Genomic DNA, 15,207 nt, shown 5'->3' with positions numbered 1-15,207 from the left:
AAGGCTTATTTTTAAAACTAATGTATTTTCTTACGCAACCATTTAGATAGTTTTGTATCTATGTGGTATGATTGTATGTTACAATATTTAGTAAAAAAAAATAAAATAATGAAAAAATCTTTTTTAGCACTTCTAGTTTTGTGCTCAAGCCTAACAATTAATGCCCAAGAGCAAGACCTTTTTGATAGTGAATATTTTGGCAAACATGAAATTAAGATTAACGCAATTATGCTTGTGGTAGGAGCGGTTGAAGTAGGTTACGAGTATTTATTAAATGCAGAGTCTGGTGTTGGTATTAGTGCTTTTGTAGCCTATGATGAAGAGATAAAAGATAATGTTGAATATTATATTTCTCCTTATTACAGATATTATTTCGGTAAAAAATATGCAGGAGGTTTTTTTCTAGAAGGATTTGGTATGTTTAATCGTACAAATCGTGATATAGATTTCTTATTTTTTGATGATGATAATGATAATTTTGTTACTGACTTTGCCTTAGGTGTTGGTTTAGGTGGAAAATGGATTACCAAAGGAGGTTTTTTTGGAGAAGTAAATTATGGAGTTGGTAGAAATCTATTTAATAATGAGGAAAGTGAATTAGATTTTGTTGGTAAATTTGGAATTAATGTAGGTTATAGATTTTAATCTTTAGGTTTAAAAAAAACAAAACCCAAGCAGTGGCTTGGGTTTTGTTTTTTATGAAATTCTTGTTTCCGCAGAAATTTATCACATCTTCATCAACCAATGCTTCACATCAACTTCTGCTTTTATAATATCTTTTAAGTCTTCAATTTTAACACGTTTCTGTTCCATTGTATCTCTATGGCGAATGGTAACAGTGTTATCTACTAACGTATCATGGTCTACAGTAATACAAAATGGTGTTCCGTTGGCATCTTGTCTTCTATAACGTTTTCCGACAGCATCTTTTTCATCATAGAACACATTAAAATCCCATTTTAAGTCTTCTACAATTTGCTTTGCAACTTCGGGTAAACCGTCTTTTTTAACCAAAGGAAATATAGCCGCTTTTGTCGGTGCTAAAACTGCTGGTAATTTTAAAACAGTACGTGTAGTATTATTTTCTAGTTCTTCTTCAACTAAAGAGTTTGAGAATACAGCTAAGAACATACGGTCTAAACCAATAGATGTTTCTAAAACATAAGGTGTATAACTTTTATTTTCTTCATGGTCGAAATACTGTAATTTTTTACCTGAGAATTCTTGGTGCTGTTTTAAATCGAAATCTGTACGTGAGTGAATACCTTCTAATTCTTTAAATCCGAACGGGAAATTAAATTCAATATCTGTTGCAGCATCTGCGTAATGTGCTAATTTTTCATGGTCGTGAAAACGGTAATTGTCTTTACCTAAACCAAGAGAATTATGCCACTTCATTCTTGTGGTTTTCCAATATTCAAACCATTCTTTTTGTGTGCCTGGCTTTATAAAAAATTGCATTTCCATTTGTTCAAACTCACGCATTCTAAAAATAAATTGTCTGGCGACAATCTCATTTCTAAATGCTTTTCCTGTTTGGGCAATTCCAAAAGGAATTTTCATGCGTCCAGTTTTCTGAACATTAAGAAAGTTCACAAAAATACCTTGAGCGGTTTCAGGACGCAAGTATAAATCCATTGCAGACTCAGCAGAAGCGCCTAGTTTAGTGCCAAACATTAGATTAAATTGCTTTACGTCTGTCCAGTTTCGACTGCCTGTTAAAGGGTCAGCAATTTCAAGTTCTTCAATCAATGCCTTTACATCTACTAAATCTTCTTTTTCTAAAGATTGTCCCAAACGTTTAAGGATACTATCTATTTTTTCTTGATAACCAACAACACGTCCATTTGTAGAAATAAATTCGGTTTTATTAAAAGCATCACCAAAGCGTTTGGCTGCTTTGGCAACTTCCTTATTTATTTTAGCTTCAATTTTTAAACAATAATCTTCTACTAAAACATCTGCCCTATAACGCTTTTTAGAATCTTTATTATCAATTAAGGGGTCATTAAACGCATCAACGTGCCCAGAAGCTTTCCATATGGTTGGATGCATAAAAATTGCGGCATCAATACCTACAATATTATCGTGCATTTGTACCATAGCTTTCCACCAATAGTCTCGTATGTTTTTCTTTAGTTCTGCTCCATTTTGTGCATAGTCATAAACAGCACTTAAGCCATCATAGATTTCACTACTCTGAAATACGTAACCATACTCTTTTGCATGAGAGATTACTATTTTAAATTTATCGTCATTTGCCATGCTGCAAAAATAAAAAACCGCTCTAATTAATAGAGCGGTTTTTAAAAAATTATGTAATAGTTTATTTTAATTCTATACTAGTACTACCTAGTTTAATGTTTTCATGGAAGACATTAATAAAATAATAGCCTTTTAAAAATGGTTTGTCCTCCTCATCAGCAATAATTGCCGTACAAATTTCTAAGTTTTCATTGAGATAATTAACAACTTCTTTTTTACTGAAGATTAAAGAGGTGTCTCCAAAAACAACCTCACCTTTATCTGATACAACATTGCCTTGAGGGCTTACAATTTGTATGTAAATATCCTTTTTACCTTTAAAGGTTAAAGGGTTTTCTGTAAGGGTGATACATACATCTACGGCATTAGTGCGTTTTGCACGTTCTGTGAATCGTTTTTTACCAGATTTTAATTTATAGGCTTGGGCAACAATATTGCTAGCTTTTAATATCGAAGCATTATCAATGGTTCTGTTTAAAGATTCATTTGCGTCTTCTAGGTCATTTATGACTAGAGTCTTCTTTTCTATTGTATTTAAAGCATATCGCTTTTCTTTCTGCAACTTTATATTAGCAGAATTTAGAGAGTCTATGGTACTTAGAAGCACCTTACTCTTAGATTTTAAAACTATAAGCTGGTCTTTAAACCTAGTGATAATTGATAAATCACTTTTTAATAATCTTAAAGAATCTAAGGCACTCTTAGTTTCTAGTTTTGCTTCTTGGAGCTGAGAAGACATTAGATTATAGTCTTGGCTTAAATCATCGTAACTTGTTAACATTTCTGATAGCTCTTTTTCTATCAAAAACTTCTCTTGTTTTAAGAATTCTTCGTAGGACTTATTGGATTTATAATTAGTAAAACTAAATACCCCTAAAACAGTTAAAACGACTAATAAAGAACTTATAATTAATCTATAGTTAAATAATTGAGGGTTAACTATCATTATTATTTTCTTAGTTAATGCGAAATTAGATTATATTGAAGTGTAATTTTATTTTATTCGATTAAGTGGTAAAAAACTTGTTAAACTTATTCTTTCCTAAAGTCTGCGAAGCCTGTAATATTGCTTTGATAGATAATGAGTTAGTTATTTGCACAAATTGCAGACATCAATTACCAGTGACTAATTTTCATTTTGAGGCTTCTGAAACTGTAAAGAAAATTGTTTATGGTCGGGTTAAACTCGAAAATGCAACCGCTTTATTACATTTTTCTAAAAAAGGAATTGTACAACAGTTATTACATAATTTAAAGTATAGAGGGCATGAAGAGATTAGTGATTTTTTTGGTAAATGGTTAGGCGCTGAGTTAAGTGAAATGAAAGTTTTTAAAGACGTGGATGTTGTTATACCTGTGCCATTATATAAGACTAAGTTGAGAAAACGTGGTTATAATCAGGTTGCTAAATTTGGGAAAGAAATTGCAAAAGCTTTGAGCGCAGATTATAACGATACTGTTTTGGTAAAAACTAAAGCAACCAAAACACAAGTCTCTAAAGGGCGATTAATGCGATGGAATGATGATGGAGCATTATTTAATATATCAGATACTGTATCTTTAAAAGGAAAACACGTCTTATTAGTTGATGATATTATTACAACCGGAGCAACTGTTGAAGCCTGTGCTTCGGTTTTGTTTAAAATTGATAATATTAAGTTAAGTCTTGCAACGATAGCAATTGCAGATTGATTTTTTCGTTTCTTTGTTTTAATATTGTTTCTTTGTCCTAAAATTATTTAGAGTAGATGCGTGTATCTTTAATGCGAATTTTAAGTGTTGTTTTAATTGCAATAACCATTATGAATTGTGCTAATCGTGGTACACCATCAGGTGGTGAGAAAGATCTTGAGCCGCCTAAAATAGAAAAAACTATACCTGAGAATTTTTCAACCAATTTTAAAGGAGATGAAATAAGAATTTATTTTGATGAATATGTTAAGATAAAGGATGTTCGCAAACAATTAATTATTTCACCTCCAATGGATACAGATCCAACTATTATTCCAATGGGAGGAGCTAGCGAATACATTTCAATTCAAATAAAAGATACATTACAAGACAATACAACCTACGCTTTTAATTTTGGTGAGAGTATTGTAGATAATAATGAAGAAAACCCATATCCATATTATCGTTATGTCTTTTCTACAGGTGAAACTATTGATTCATTATCCGTAAAAGGCTATGTGGTTGATGCTTTAAAAGAAGAACCAGATACTTTTATTTCGGTGATGTTGTATGAAATTGATTCTACATATTCAGACTCTATTGTGTATAAGGAAAAACCAAGATATATAACAAATACATTAGATAGTCTTACGAGCTTTAGTATTGACAATATAAAAGAAGGACAGTACAAGTTAATTGCATTAAAAGACAAGAATAGTAATTACCTATTTAATCAGAAGGCAGATAAAATAGGCTTTAACGACCATTTTATTTCAGTGCCAACAGATTCATCTTTTAAGGTCACTTTATTTAAGGAAGAAGTTAATTTTAAAGCAGTAAAACCTAAACAAGATGGTGAGTCTAGAATTATTTTTCCTTACCAAGGAGATTATGAGTCCATGCGAATTAAAGTCTTAGGGGAAACACCCGAAGGTTACCAAACGCGTATTGTTAAAGCTCCAGACACAGATACATTGTATTATTGGTACAAACCAAAATTTGAAGTAGACACAACATTTTTTGTTGTCACAAATAAAGAGTACATAGATACCTTAAAGCATCGTTTTAGAAACCTTAAAGCAGATTCTTTAATGCTAAAAGTAGTTTCCTCTGGAACTTTAAGTTTTGAACAAGAGTTTACAATTGAAGGGAACGTACCATTTACAGCAATTGATAAATCGAAAATAAAACTGATGGATAGAGATTCAGTAGATACAGATTTTGAAGTTAAATACGACTCCATTTTTAATCGCTATACATTTCCTGTTAAAAAGAAAGAAGGGAAGAAGTACTTTTTTACAATGTTACCAGGAACATTTACAGATTTTTATGAAGGTACAAATAAGGATACTTTAGATTATACATTTAGAACCAAGATGAATTCTGAATATGGAAATATTAGAGTGACTTTAATAAATGCTAAATTCCCAATGATTGTTCAATTAGTCAATGATAGAGGTGATGTGCTATACGAACATTACACAACGGAGTCACCAGTAGTAGATTTCACAGATCTGTTGCCAAAAAAATATGCCTTACGTGCTATTTTCGATGCTAATGGCAATGGAAAATATGATACTGGAAATTATTTACTTGGTATTCAGCCAGAACGTGTTAGTTACTCACCACCAATAGAAGAAGTGCGGTCGAGTTTCGATTTTATAATAGATTTTATACTTTTAGATTAAAGTTATCTCTATCGTTTAAGAAGTTAAGCTTATCTCTGTATTTATTAATCACACCTTTTTCTAAAACAACAATGTCTATGACCTCCTTATCTGCTGGTATCGAATCTATTCTATTTCCTAAAACATCGTAAGCGGCCGAATGTCCAGGATATTCATAATTATTACCATCTAATCCAATACGGTTTACGCCAATACAATAGGCCATATTTTCTATAGCGCGAGCTTTTAAAAGTGCATCCCAAGCATTAATTCTTGGTTTTGGCCAGTTAGCCACATAAAGTAGAAGGTCGTAATTTTCTACATTTCTAGCCCAAACAGGAAAACGTAAATCGTAACAAACTAAAGGGTGAATTTTCCAACCTTTATAATTGAACATCACTTTTTCTGTGCCAGCCGTATAGACTTTATGTTCGCCAGCTAAAGTAAAAGTGTGACGTTTATCGTATTTAGTTATTTCTCCCGAAGGTTCTACGCAAACCAAGCGATTATAATAATTATCATTTTCAGAAATGACCAAACTTCCAATGATTACGGCTTGTTTTTCTTTTGCTTTTTCCTTCAGCCATGCAATGGTTTCTCCATCCATAGTTTCTGCAATAGAAGATGCATTCATTGTAAAGCCAGAAGTGAACATTTCTGGCAAAATAATAAGATCAATACTGCTTGTAATAGTATTAATCTTATTGTTTAGTAAGCGCCTATTTTTTATTGGGTTTTCCCAAATTAAATTGGTTTGAACTACAGCAATCGTTAAGGCATTACTCATGGTTTATAATTTACGTTTAGCTTTATCTAATCTTTCATTAAGCTTTTCAAGTCTATCGAGCCATTTACCTTCATCTTCGAGAGAAAATTTCCCTTTTTTTCGAGCTTTTTCGGTTTTATTCTTATCTTTTTTAAGATTTTCAGTCTTTTTTTAACTTTTTCTAGCATTTTAATTTTTGCTGAAATCGTGGCAGCTTGCTTTAAAATAGCATCTTTTCCTTCAAGATTTAAAATATCAGTAATGTCATTTCCGTCTAAAAAGACTTTGTCTTTACCTTCTGTGTAAAAGACGTCAATGATAGTGTTAAGAATAAAAGGGTAATATAATATTTCATGTGTTTTTATGTTTATTCTTGAGGCACAGAAATGTACAAAAAGTAACTTAAATTTTGCATAAAATTTCAGCGGCTTTTACTAAAGTCTCATCAGTTTTTGCAAAACAGAAACGCAACACCTTATCGTCTTTACTTTTTTTATTAAATACAGATAATGGAATAGATGCTATTTTAAAGTCTTTAGTCAGTCGTTTTGCAAAATCAACGTCGTGCTCATCAGTAATACTTGTATAATCCAAAACCTGAAAATAAGTGCCTTGAGAGGGTTTAAATTTAAATCGAGATTCTGAAATCAGATTCAAAAACAAATCGCGCTTTTGCTGAAAAAATGAGTTTAGACCCAAATATGTTTCGGCATCTTGCATATAATCGGCTATGCCTTTTTGAGCAGGATGATTTACAGAAAACACATTGAACTGATGTACTTTTCTAAACTCAGTCATTAAATATTCTGGTGCGCAGCAGTAGCCAATTTTCCAACCTGTGTTGTGAAACGTTTTTCCGAATGAAGCGGTTATAAAACTACGTTGCTTTAAGTCATCAAATAAACAGGCACTTTGGTGTTGCTCACCATCAAACACAATATGCTCATATACTTCATCACTTAAAACAATAATATTAGTGTCTTTGGTTAATTTCTGAAGTTGAAGCATATCGTTTTTAGACCAAACTGTTCCACTAGGATTATGAGGCGAATTAATGATAATCATCTTGGTTTTTGACGATATTTTTGAAGCGACTTCATTCCAATCTACTTTATAATCTGGTGCAGATAATTGTATAGCGATCGTTTTGCCACCATTGACTTCAACGGTTGGTTCGTAGCAATCGTAAGCAGGTTTAAAAATTAGGACTTCGTCGTTTGGTCTTATAAAAGCAGATACGATGGTATAGATAGCTTGTGTTGCACCAGCTGTAACGGTTATTTCTTTTTCTGGATGATATGTATTGTTGTATAACAACTCATATTTATTAGATATCGCTATGCGTAGATCTAAATTGCCAGCCATTGGTGCATATTGGTTGTAACCATTATTCATGGCATAGGTAACCAGGTCGTTTAGCTTTTGAGAACTCGGATAATTTGGAAAACCTTGAGACAGATTTAAAGCTTTATGTGCGTTTGCTAAAGCGCTCATTGTAGTGAAAATTGTTGTATTTACGTTTGGTAGTTTAGATTGGTGTTGCATAGGTTTAAAGATACTAAATCTGTTGAATTTCCGTTTGAGTTATATGAAAAAAAAGACACTCTTCTTACTTCTTTTTACGCTACTATTAGGATTTACTAAAAAAGAAAAGGGAATTAAAACAATTCATGTATTTGTCGCTTTATGTGACAATGCAAATCAAGGAATTGTACCAGTTCCGAGTAAATTGGGTAATGGGCAAGACCCAAAAAATAATTTATATTGGGGAGCGTTGTATGGAGTGAAAACCCATTTTAAAAACAGCAAAGATTGGATTTTGGTGGAAACCATAACATCAGATAATTCGAAAATTTTAGAACGCTTATTATTTAAACATAAAGGCTCAAATACGTATATGCTTGCTGATGCTTATGATGGAAAACACATTAAGCAAACCACAATAGATTTTCTTGAAGCTACAGCAGGAAGAAATGATGAATCTATTTCTTATAATGACATCAAACTTCAATTTGGAGGTAAATCTGAATTATTGGCTTATGTTGGTCATGATGGATTAATGGAATTTAATGTTTAAGGTAATTTTACACCTATAAATGAAACTAAACGAGATGCTATAGTCTTAGCATGTATTAGTAAAGGTTATTTTAAACCCTATTTTGAACAAACCAAAGTTAACCCTCTAGTTTGGACAACAGGTTTAATGGCACCTGAAGCTTATACCTTAAAATCAGCCATTGATGGATGGATTTTAAATGAAATTGATGCTCAAATCAGAGAACGCGCTGCACAAGCTTATCATAAATATCAGAAGTGTGGTGTAAAAGGAGCTCGTAGGTTGTTGGTTACTGGGAATTAATTTTCACCGTCAGTTCGAGTGAAATTCATTTTTCTTGAGTTTTGTATCGAGAACCATTTTTAAAGATATTTTGTAATTGTAGTAAAAAGCTTCTCGATACAATTCCACATACTTCAGAATCACTCGAAGTGACAGACACATAATCAAGTTACTTCAATATGCTTTTCACAATTTTTAAATGATGATCTGTATGCGCATCCAAGAAACGGATGACTCTAGATGTGTTTACATTACCAAATAAAGGATGTTTAAAATAAGCGTTTTTATCTAAACTTGGAATTGCTTTTATATTCTGTCTTGCTTCTGCTAATTGTGTTTTAATATCGTCTATTAAAATAGTTTCTGAGGGCAATACATATTTTGGTGCTTTTGCTTTTCCTCTTGGAAAGAATTTAAGTTTTAATAATAACTTCCCTAAAAAGCTAAAATTGTCAATATATGAGGCTGAATCAGAATTCTGCATGTTTTTTACAACACTATTAATAACTTTTAAGCTGTGATCTAAATGCCAAGACACATTAACTTTTGAAACTTTAATATTTAAAACCTCACTATTTGGTAAATAACCTTCAATATCGTTTAATGCATTTTGCAAAACTGTAAGGTCTAATGTTTTCATTTTGTTTTATTAAAAAGGGGATTAAAATAAAAACCCAAATGTTCAATTGAACATTTGGGTTTTGAAAATTTGAGATTCCTTTTTTAAAGGAATTTGTTAATATCTATAATGCTCAGGCTTATAAGGACCCTCAACTTTCACTCCAATATAATCTGCTTGGTATTCTGCCAATTCCGTAAGCTCAACACCGATTTTCTCTAAGTGTAATTTTGCTACTTTTTCATCTAAATACTTTGGTAACATATACACATCATTTTTATAGGCTGCGCTGTTTTTCCAAAGTTCTATTTGTGCTAAAGTTTGGTTAGTAAATGAGTTACTCATTACAAAACTTGGGTGACCAGTTGCACAACCTAAGTTTACTAAACGACCTTCTGCAAGTAAGATAATATCTTTTCCGTTAATGTTATACTTATCTACTTGAGGCTTAATTGTATCTTTAGTATGACCATGCTTTTCGTTTAACCAACCCACTTGTATTTCGTTATCAAAATGACCAATGTTACAAACGATGACTTTGTCTTTCATTGCTTCAAAATGCTCAGCACGTACTATATCTTTGTTTCCAGTAGTTGTAATAATAATATCAGAATTTGCAACAACCGTTTCTAATTTCTTTACTTCAAAACCATCCATTGCAGCTTGTAATGCACAAATTGGGTCAATTTCAGTAACCGTAACAATACTTCCTGCTCCTTTAAAAGAAGCTGCTGTACCTTTACCAACATCACCATAACCACAAACGGTTACACGTTTTCCGGCTAACATAATATCTGTTGCTCTTCGAATTGCATCTACAGCAGATTCTTTACAACCGTATTTATTATCGAATTTAGATTTTGTTACAGAGTCGTTTACATTAATTGCTGGCATTGTTAATGTACCATTTTTAACACGCTCGTAAAGTCTGTGAACTCCTGTTGTAGTTTCTTCAGAAAGTCCTTTAATTCCAGCAGATAATTCAGGATATCTATCTAAAACCATATTAGTTAAATCACCACCATCATCTAAAATCATATTTAATGGTTTTCTGTCTTCACCGAAAAATAAGGTTTGCTCTATACACCAATCAAATTCTTCTTCTGTCATGTCTTTCCATGCATACACAGCAGTGCCAGTAGCAGCAATAGCAGCAGCAGCCTGATCTTGAGTAGAGAAAATATTACAAGAACTCCAAGTTACTTCTGCACCTAAAGCTTGTAAAGTTTCAATTAAAACCGCAGTTTGAATCGTCATGTGTAAACAACCAGCAATACGAGATCCTTTTAAAGGTTGCTCGTTTTTATATTCTTCACGCAGACTCATTAAGCCTGGCATTTCTGCTTCAGCTAATTCAATCTCTTTTCTTCCCCAAGCCGCCATCGACATATCTTTTACCTTGTTAGGTACGTAAGCAATTGTTTTTGTACTCATACTCTTTTTTTTCTTGTTTTTAAAATTGTACTTGCCTTTGAGTTTATGGCTTTAATAACTAAATTCGCTATATCTAAAAACACCAAATCTGCCTTAGGCGATGCAAAGATAATCAATAACATTTAGAATATTAAATGCCTCTATATAAATCGATTAGTGTCAACTCACAAACTACTGTTAAAATCTGGAAGATTAAAGAGTCTTATGATGACTTATTAAATCCTCTAAATTTGAAACCCCAAAGTTTAGAACGTGTTTTAGGCATGAAAAGCGAGCTTCATCAGCGTGGTTTTTTGAGTGTACGTCATTTACTAAGAGAGTTTGGTTATACTGACCAAGATTTATATTACGACGCTAATGGAAAACCACACCTCAAGGATGGAAAACATATTTCCATTACACATTCCTTTACCTTTTCGGGAGTAATTGTAAGTGACAAAGAAGTAGGTATTGATATTGAAAAGCAGCGCGATAAGATAGGAATCATAGCCAAGAAATTTGTGGATTATGAATTTGATTATTTGGATAAAACATCTGAAGATTACATTAGAAAACTCACCATAATTTGGGGAATTAAAGAATCATTATATAAGCTATTTGCTACTCCTGGAATGCTATTTAAAGATCATTTTTTAGTGATTCCGTTTATGCTTGAAGATGTAAGTACAGTTGCGTGGATAGATTACAAATCTAAAAAGTATAGATACAATACAGCCTTTCTAGAATTTGAAGAGTTTACATGTGCTTATGTTGTCCCATAATGAGTAAGATCTTTCAAAATATAATTACTTCGTCAAAATCAGGCAAAAAATTATTAGCCGTATTAATTGATCCTGATAAGATGAAAATTGAGTCTGTTTTGGATTTTATTTCTAAAGTCAATCAATCTATAGCTACACATATTTTTGTTGGTGGAAGTGAAGTTGACGAAGGAGTTACTGAAACTTTGGTCGTAGAAATTAAAAGGCACACAGATTTACCCGTGGTTTTGTTTCCTGGAGATGTGATTCAGATTTCAGATAAAGCAGATGGTATTTTGTTTTTATCTTTAATATCTGGCAGAAACCCAGAGTATCTCATTGGGAAACATGTGGAAGCCGTTTCGAAATTAAAAGATGCAAGTCTAGAAGTGATTCCAACAGGTTATATATTGATTGAAAATGGAAAGGAAACCTCTGTACAACGTGTAAGCCAAACCAAACCAATAAGTAGAAATGATATTAAAACTATAATTGATACAGCTAAAGCAGGTGAGTTATTAGGTTTGCAATTAATCTATCTTGAAGCTGGTAGTGGAGCAACACATCCTATTGAGCCCGAAATAATTAAAGAAGTTAAACAAGAATTAACAATTCCTTTAATCGTCGGAGGCGGAATTAGGTCAAAGGCACAACTACAATTTGCTTACGATTCTGGAGCCGATTTGGTGGTTATTGGTACAGCCTTTGAAGAAAATGAATCTTTTTTTAATGAAATAAAAAAGTAACATGAACATATCTATAGATTTAACGTTATCTCCATTACAGGATGATTACGAAAAACATGTCATTAATTTTATAAAACAGCTAAGAGCTTCAGAATTCACAGTTATAGAGAATCCTTTAAGTACCCAAATTTATGGAGACTATGATACCTTAATGCCATTCTTAACTCAAGAGATAAAACGTTCATTTTCTGAAGTGGATATTGCAGTATTGCAAATGAAAATTGTAAAAACAGACAGAAGCGATTATGAGCCACATTTTTGATTTTCTTTTTGGTCAGTATTCAGACTATCAAACAACAGATATTGTTCTAGAAATTGTTGCTGTTGTATTTGGTTTCTTATCAGTTTGGTTTTCTAAACAGAATAAGATTTGGGTATTCCCAACAGGTATGATAAGTACAATAATTTTTGTGTATTTATTATTGAAATGGGAATTACTAGGGGACATGATGATAAATGGATATTACTTTGTAATGAGTGTTTATGGCTGGTATATATGGACGCGTAAAGTTGATGATGAGCATGTAACACCAATATCTAGAACAACTTCTAAAGAAAAAAAGATAAGTATTATTATTTTCATAGCCACCCTTTTATTTGTCTTCGTAGTCTACAAGACTTTTGATAAATGGACAAGTTGGGTTGCTTATGCAGATACCATTACAACAGCAATCTTTTTTGTTGGTATGTGGCTTATGGCGAGACGCAAAATCGAAAACTGGATTTTCTGGATTATTGGTGATATCATATCTGTACCTTTATATTTGTATAAAGGATTTACCTTTACAAGTTTCCAATATTTAGGATTTACATTTATCGCCATTTTCGGTTATATAGCATGGAAGAAGCACTTAAACAACAACATTCAAACTGCATAAAAATAGTGCTCTTTGGTCCTGAATCTACAGGTAAAACAACGCTCTCTAAACAGTTAGCGAGACATTACAATTCGGTTTGGGTACGCGAATATGCTAGAGAATATCTGCAAGATAAATGGAATGACGAGCGCAAAACGTGCGAGCCAAAAGATCTATTGCCAATAGCGATTGGACAAATGAAACTTGAAAACGAGTTGGCTCAAAAAACAGATTCAGTTTTAATATGCGATACCGATTTACTTGAAACTAAAGTATATAGCGAAGCCTATTATCAAGGAACATGTGACCCGATTTTAGAGACATATGCTCTAAAAAATTCTTACGACCTTTATTTTTTAACCTATATTGACACGCCTTGGGAAGCTGATGATTTACGAGACAAGCCAAATGAGCGAGCGAGAATGTTTAAAGCTTTTGAAACCGCATTAGAAACATATAAAAAGCCCTATGTTTTATTAAAAGGGAGTAAAGAAGAACGACTTAAACTAGCTGTAGAGCACATTGATAATTTATTAGAAAAGCATACATGAGTTTTACTGAAAAAGACATACAACAAATAGAAAATAAGGGATTAACTTTAAATAATATTGAGTCTCAGATTACATTGTTTAAATCTGGTATTCCTTTTACAAATATTGCCGAAGCAGCAACTTTAGAAAATGGTATTACGGAATTAGACGAGACGCTGATTAAAGATTCTATAGCTTATTTTGAAACAAAAAAGAGTGATTTATCACTCATAAAATTTGTTCCAGCTTCTGGTGCTGCAACACGAATGTTTAAGTTTTTATTTCAGTTTGTAAAAGAATTTAATCCAAAAAAAGAATCGATAAACTCTTACATCAATAAAAACAAGCTTAAAGATTTATCTCTGTTTTTAGTGGGCTTAGAGAAATTGCCTTTTTACGGTTTGGTTTTAGAACAAATAAAATCTAAGAATATTGATTTTAGTAAGCTATCAACTAGCGAAAAAATATGGCATTTTTCCCAAACAATGCTAAATGAAAATGGACTCAATTTTGGAAATTCCCCAAAAGGATTATTACCTTTTCATAGATATAAGAGCAACCATATTTCTACTGCGTTTGAAGAACATCTTTACGAATCTGCATTATATGCTTCTGTTAATAATAAGGCAGAACTTCACTTTACAATTTCAGAACGCTTTAAAGATAAATTCGATGAAGAATTTAAACGTATTGAAGAATATGTAGAACAAAGCACAGGCGTTTCTTTTGAGATTTCATTTTCGTATCAACACGAATCTACGGATACTATTGCAGTAACTTTAAAAGACAAACCATTTAGAGAAGATGATGGGTCGTTATTATTTAGACCATCTGGACATGGTGCTTTGTTAAAAAATCTCAATGAGCTTGATGCCGATATCATTTTTGTTAAAAACATTGATAGTGTGGTAGTGAAGTATTACAAAGTAGAAGTTGCAAAATATAAAAAGGTGTTGGCTGGAATTCTATTAAAACTCCAAGCCAAAGCGTTTACGTTTTTAGAAAATTTAGAAAAAGATAAGCCTAATGAAGATAAGCTTACCGAAATAGCCGAATTTTTGACTAGAGAACTGAGTGTTAAGATTTCTGATGAATTCGAAAAATATTCAGAGAAATATAAAATTGAATATTTACGAAATAAGCTAAATAGACCAATTCGTGTTTGTGGTATGGTGAAAAATGAAGGCGAACCAGGCGGAGGGCCATTTTGGGTTAAAGACCAAAGTTGGAATCAATCGCTTCAAATTGTAGAATCAGCTCAGATTAATCAAAAAGATAAAACTCAAAAAGAGACATTAAAAAATGCAACACATTTTAATCCAGTAGATTTAGTTTGCGGAGTCAAAAACTACAAAGGAGAAAAATTCGATTTAGAGAATTATGTAGATCATAAAGCGGCTTTCATAACAATGAAAACCAAAGTAGGTAAGGACTTAAAAGCTTTAGAATTACCTGGACTTTGGAATGGTAGTATGGCGTTTTGGAACACAATTTTTGTTGAGGTTCCAATCATTACTTTTAATCCTGTAAAAACGGTAAACGATTTGCTTAAAGCACCACATCAAATTTCATAA

General features: G+C 32.2%; 17 protein-coding genes. 11 read left to right on the top strand and 6 right to left on the bottom strand.

The genetic code is table 11. From position 1 onward, the window contains the following. Window positions 1-108 precede the first annotated feature (108 nt). Complete coding sequence (locus AAC053_RS00800) at window positions 109-645, top strand: DUF3575 domain-containing protein (RefSeq protein WP_339751606.1); 537 nt, start codon at window positions 109-111, stop codon at window positions 643-645. A gap of 81 nt (window positions 646-726) precedes the next feature. On the opposite strand, the gene AAC053_RS00795 is transcribed toward AAC053_RS00800, so the two are convergent. Further along, window positions 727-2,265, bottom strand: a complete 1,539-nt coding sequence (locus AAC053_RS00795; RefSeq protein WP_339751604.1) for a glycine--tRNA ligase — start codon at window positions 2,263-2,265, stop codon at window positions 727-729. A gap of 61 nt (window positions 2,266-2,326) precedes the next feature. Next, the gene (locus tag AAC053_RS00790) at window positions 2,327-3,211 is read right to left on the bottom strand and encodes a hypothetical protein (RefSeq protein ID WP_339751602.1); all 885 of its coding nucleotides are present in this window, start codon (window positions 3,209-3,211) and stop codon (window positions 2,327-2,329) included. 77 nt (window positions 3,212-3,288) lie between these two features. Here AAC053_RS00790 and AAC053_RS00785 point away from each other — a divergent pair, with 77 nt between their 5' ends. Together AAC053_RS00785 and AAC053_RS00780 are read left to right on the top strand one after the other, a co-directional pair. Then, window positions 3,289-3,957 carry a phosphoribosyltransferase family protein gene (locus tag AAC053_RS00785; RefSeq protein ID WP_339751599.1) on the top strand — a complete coding sequence of 223 codons (669 nt, stop codon included), beginning with the start codon at window positions 3,289-3,291 and terminating at the stop codon, window positions 3,955-3,957. A gap of 56 nt (window positions 3,958-4,013) precedes the next feature. Then, window positions 4,014-5,624, top strand: a complete 1,611-nt coding sequence (locus AAC053_RS00780; RefSeq protein WP_339751597.1) for an Ig-like domain-containing protein — start codon at window positions 4,014-4,016, stop codon at window positions 5,622-5,624. Here AAC053_RS00780 and AAC053_RS00775 read toward each other — a convergent pair. Both AAC053_RS00775 and AAC053_RS00770 read right to left on the bottom strand, forming a co-directional pair. Next, window positions 5,608-6,390 (bottom strand): amidohydrolase, encoded by a 783-nt coding sequence (locus AAC053_RS00775; protein ID WP_339751594.1) that lies wholly within the window; start codon window positions 6,388-6,390, stop codon window positions 5,608-5,610. The two genes, AAC053_RS00780 and AAC053_RS00775, sit on opposite strands and share 17 nt — an antisense overlap. Before the next feature lie 381 nt (window positions 6,391-6,771). Continuing rightward, window positions 6,772-7,914 (bottom strand): methionine aminotransferase, encoded by a 1,143-nt coding sequence (locus AAC053_RS00770; protein WP_339751593.1) that lies wholly within the window; start codon window positions 7,912-7,914, stop codon window positions 6,772-6,774. 43 nt (window positions 7,915-7,957) lie between these two features. Here AAC053_RS00770 and AAC053_RS00765 point away from each other — a divergent pair, with 43 nt between their 5' ends. After that, on the top strand, window positions 7,958-8,446 hold the full coding sequence (locus AAC053_RS00765) for a hypothetical protein (protein ID WP_339751592.1): 489 nt from the start codon (window positions 7,958-7,960) through the stop codon (window positions 8,444-8,446). Window positions 8,447-8,572: 126 nt separating this feature from the next. Next, entirely contained in the window at window positions 8,573-8,728 is a 156-nt protein-coding gene (locus AAC053_RS00760) for a hypothetical protein (protein WP_339751590.1), read from the top strand. A gap of 148 nt (window positions 8,729-8,876) precedes the next feature. Here the strand turns inward: AAC053_RS00760 and AAC053_RS00755 are convergent, their stop codons facing one another. Both AAC053_RS00755 and ahcY read right to left on the bottom strand, forming a co-directional pair. Beyond that, window positions 8,877-9,347, bottom strand: a complete 471-nt coding sequence (locus AAC053_RS00755) for a DUF1569 domain-containing protein (protein WP_339751588.1) — start codon at window positions 9,345-9,347, stop codon at window positions 8,877-8,879. A 96-nt stretch (window positions 9,348-9,443) separates the two neighbouring features. Next, window positions 9,444-10,760, bottom strand: a complete 1,317-nt coding sequence (gene ahcY / locus AAC053_RS00750; protein ID WP_339751587.1) for an adenosylhomocysteinase — start codon at window positions 10,758-10,760, stop codon at window positions 9,444-9,446. 134 nt (window positions 10,761-10,894) lie between these two features. Between ahcY and AAC053_RS00745 the strand changes: the two genes are divergently transcribed. Genes AAC053_RS00745 through AAC053_RS00720 form a run of 6 tightly spaced genes read left to right on the top strand, consistent with a single transcriptional unit; the run spans window position 10,895 to window position 15,207 of the window. Next, window positions 10,895-11,521 carry a 4'-phosphopantetheinyl transferase superfamily protein gene (locus tag AAC053_RS00745; protein ID WP_339751585.1) on the top strand — a complete coding sequence of 209 codons (627 nt, stop codon included), beginning with the start codon at window positions 10,895-10,897 and terminating at the stop codon, window positions 11,519-11,521. Beyond that, the gene (locus AAC053_RS00740; protein ID WP_339751584.1) at window positions 11,521-12,246 is read left to right on the top strand and encodes a geranylgeranylglyceryl/heptaprenylglyceryl phosphate synthase; all 726 of its coding nucleotides are present in this window, start codon (window positions 11,521-11,523) and stop codon (window positions 12,244-12,246) included. Before AAC053_RS00745 ends, AAC053_RS00740 begins: the two co-directional genes overlap by 1 nt. 1 nt (window position 12,247) lies before the next feature. Further along, window positions 12,248-12,508 (top strand): hypothetical protein, encoded by a 261-nt coding sequence (locus AAC053_RS00735; RefSeq protein ID WP_339751583.1) that lies wholly within the window; start codon window positions 12,248-12,250, stop codon window positions 12,506-12,508. Then, complete coding sequence (gene pnuC, locus AAC053_RS00730; RefSeq protein ID WP_339751582.1) at window positions 12,492-13,124, top strand: nicotinamide riboside transporter PnuC; 633 nt, start codon at window positions 12,492-12,494, stop codon at window positions 13,122-13,124. The genes AAC053_RS00735 and pnuC overlap by 17 nt, the downstream gene beginning before the upstream one ends. Beyond that, the gene (locus tag AAC053_RS00725) at window positions 13,085-13,654 is read left to right on the top strand and encodes an ATP-binding protein (protein ID WP_339751581.1); all 570 of its coding nucleotides are present in this window, start codon (window positions 13,085-13,087) and stop codon (window positions 13,652-13,654) included. The genes pnuC and AAC053_RS00725 overlap by 40 nt, the downstream gene beginning before the upstream one ends. Next, a complete protein-coding gene (locus AAC053_RS00720; protein ID WP_339751578.1) occupies window positions 13,651-15,207 on the top strand; it encodes a DUF4301 family protein in 1,557 nt (518 codons plus the stop codon). Before AAC053_RS00725 ends, AAC053_RS00720 begins: the two co-directional genes overlap by 4 nt.

Origin of the sequence: uncultured Winogradskyella sp. (assembly GCF_963975125.1) — a bacterium.
GTDB lineage: Bacteria > Bacteroidota > Bacteroidia > Flavobacteriales > Flavobacteriaceae > Winogradskyella.
This window is presented reverse-complemented; position numbering and strand designations above follow the sequence as displayed.